Origin of the sequence: Bradyrhizobium sp. STM 3809, from assembly GCF_000239795.1 — a bacterium.
Taxonomy (GTDB): domain Bacteria; phylum Pseudomonadota; class Alphaproteobacteria; order Rhizobiales; family Xanthobacteraceae; genus Bradyrhizobium.
The window spans coordinates 1-2,824 of record NZ_CAFJ01000709.1; the positions used below are offsets into that span (position 1 = coordinate 1).

Below are 2,824 nucleotides of genomic sequence, written 5' to 3' on the forward strand. Positions count from 1 at the left end.
CCCGGCCTTCCCTGCGCCCTCGGCCTTGCCGGAGGCTTTTGTTGAACATGATCTCGGGTGCGGGCGCGCCGCGGGAGGTTTTGTTGTGTCTGCGCGCGGATGAGGTGGATCCACCATCGTCGTCCCGGCGAACGCCGGGACCCATACCGCGCGATCTGTCGGCGGATGTCACTGCCAGTTGCCTGCCTCATGTCGGCCGGTGGCTATGGGTCCCGGCGTTCGCCGGGACGACGGTTGTTGTCGCAAGGGTGCGGTGACATCACCGGATGCACACACGGCCGCAGCCGTGGCGTCGTCATCGAATTGCGCTACAGTGGCGGCCATGGGTGTGGCGTGCGCGAATCGCACGTCCATGAGCAGGGGAGGCGGAGTGCGGGATGGCGTGGGTTGACGTTCGGGGGGCGATGCCGCAGCTGTCGTGCATGTCTGTTGCGGCTCCCGTGATCATGGACATCGCTGTCCGGGTGTCACGCAACGCCGCTGCGTGCGGAGCCCGCCGATGACCGCGCTCGACATGTCCGCCTTCACCGCGCACCCGCTGCGCGACAGCGTGCTCAACGAAGTGCATGCGCGGCCGTTCACGCCGCTGACGCAGCCGGTGTCCGTCATCCGCTTCGCGGTCATGGCGAAGGGCGACAGCGCCGCGGCCGATCGCGACAGCCTCGCGGCGTTCTGCGCCCGGCACGGCGCGCCGGCGCCGGAGCCGGGCATCAAGCATCACCAGGTCGTGGTCGGCGCGGCGCGGCTGCGCTGGGAGCAGCATTCGGAATTCGCCACCTTCACCTGGATCTGGAACCCGCCGGCCGATGCGCCGCGGCGGCCCTTCGGCGAGATCGCGCCGGAGCTGCAGGCGCTGATCGGCGAGCTCACGCTGTCCGGCGAGCTCCTGGTCGCGGTCAAGCTCGGCGTCGAGAGCGTCACCGATCCGGTCAAGCGCGCGGAAGCGCTGTTCGACAAGAGCAGCCTCGCGCTCGTCGCCGTGAAGGGCTCGATCGGCGCGCTCGCCTCCGACTTCCGCCTCGACGAGGACGGCTTCACCCGCATTCTCGTCTGCATCGAGGGGCCGACGCCGGAGCGGCTCGGGGCGCTGGTGCAGCGCGTGCTGGAGCTCGAGACCTATCGCACTTTGGCGCTGCTCGGCCTGCCGGCCGCGCTCGAGCTCGCGCCGCAGGTCGACCGCATCGAGCGGCGGCTCGGCGAGGTACTGGTCGAGATGCAGGGCGCCGAGTCGCTGAAGATCAACAACCATCTGCTCGACGAGCTGACCGAGCTTGCGGCGTCGCTGGAGCGTGGCGCCACCGGCTCGCTGTTCCGCTTCGGCGCCAGCCGCGCCTATTGGGAGCTGGTGCAGGCGCGTCTCACGGTGATCGAGGGCGAGCCGATCACGCCCTATTCGAGCTGGTCCTCGTTCCTCTCTCGCCGGATCGCGCCGGCGATGCGCACGCTCACCACGCTGGAGCGGCGGCAGGACAATCTGTCGCGCAAGCTGGCGCGCGCCGCCGACCTCCTGCGCACCCGCGTCGATGTCGAGCTGGAGGAGCAGAACCGCGACCTGCTGCGCTCGATGAACGAGCGCACCAAGCTGCAGCTGCGCCTGCAGAGCACGGTCGAAGGCCTGTCGGTGGCCGCGATCGGCTATTACGTCGTCAGCCTGTTCGGCTATCTCGCCAAGGGCGCGCACGACGCCGGCCTGCCCATCGATCCGACCTTCGCCACCGCCGCCTTCGTACCCATCGCGATCGCGCTGATCTGGTTCACCACCCATCAGATCCGCAAGCGGCATCTGAAGGAGGACCATGAGGCGGAGCAGGCCGGCAAGGAGTGAGCGGCAGGTGCTCGCCGGCGCGCGCGATCTCGACCCTCATGGTGAGGAGCGCCGCCTGCGGCGCGTCTCGCACCATGAGGCCCCGATGAGCTGCTTGTCGGTCCGCCGGGATCAGGCTAAGCGGCGTGCTGATCTGACAGAGGCAATGACACGATGAGCGGCACCACGATCGACTTCCTGGTTCACACCGGCGGCACTGCGACGCGGCAGCCCGTCACGCTGCGCCGGCTCGTCATCGCGGGCTGGACCGGGCGCGATCCCGTCGCCCGCGACAAGCACATCGCCGAGCTGGAAGAGCTCGGCATCCCCCGCCCGGCGACGACGCCGATCTATTACGAGGTCGCGGCCAGCCGGCTGACGACGGCCGACGGCATCGAGGTCTCCGGCGGCGACTCCTCCGGCGAGGTCGAGTTCGTGCTGGTGCAATCCGGCGGCCGGCTGCTCGTCGGCGTCGGCTCCGATCACACCGACCGCAAGGTCGAGACCTACAACATCACCGTCTCCAAGCAGATGTGCGACAAGCCGGTCGCGCCCGAGCTGTGGCTGGTCGACGACGTCGCCGCGCATTGGGACAAACTGATGCTGCGCGCCTACGCGACCATCGATGGCGAGCGCGTGCTGTATCAGGAGGGCGCGCTCAGCGGCATGCTCGCCCCCGCCGATCTGGTCGCGCGCCGCCATGGCCAGGCGGGGCTGCCCGAGGGCACCGCGATGTTCGGCGGCACCTTCGCGGCCAAGGGCGGCATCCGGCCCGCCGACCGTTTCGAGTTCGAGCTGGCCGATCCCGTGCTGAACCGCGTCATCCGCCACGGCTACGCGATCACGCAGCTCGGCATCGCCGGTTGAGCAATCGCGCGCGATCACGTTCGCGTGCGGCTCGGAGCCGTTAACGATGGCCCGCGGCGCCTCGTCGCGGCGTCGATGCGCATGGCGCCATGCGCGCGGGCGTTGCGCGCCGAAAGGGCCTGTTAAGCAAGACGGCCTATGGTGCCCGAGTGT

General features: G+C 69.6%; 2 protein-coding genes. Both read left to right on the forward strand.

Features of this window, described 5'->3' with window-relative positions; all coding sequences use genetic code 11:
* Positions 1–499 precede the first annotated feature (499 nt).
* Positions 500–1,825 (forward strand): DUF3422 domain-containing protein, encoded by a 1,326-nt coding sequence (locus tag BRAS3809_RS30885; RefSeq protein ID WP_008965942.1) that lies wholly within the window; start codon positions 500–502, stop codon positions 1,823–1,825.
* Positions 1,826–1,978: 153 nt separating this feature from the next.
* Positions 1,979–2,671, forward strand: coding sequence for a DUF2848 domain-containing protein (locus BRAS3809_RS30890; protein WP_008965943.1), 693 nt, complete (start codon positions 1,979–1,981; stop codon positions 2,669–2,671).
* The last annotated feature ends 153 nt before the right edge of the window (positions 2,672–2,824 follow it).

What these genes read in the sequence shown, in the direction of transcription:
- BRAS3809_RS30885 (WP_008965942.1), top strand. Translation starts at nt 500, where the DNA reads ATGACCGCGCTCGACATGTCCGCCTTCACCGCGCACCCGCTGCGCGAC.
- BRAS3809_RS30890 (WP_008965943.1), top strand. Translation starts at nt 1,979, where the DNA reads ATGAGCGGCACCACGATCGACTTCCTGGTTCACACCGGCGGCACTGCG.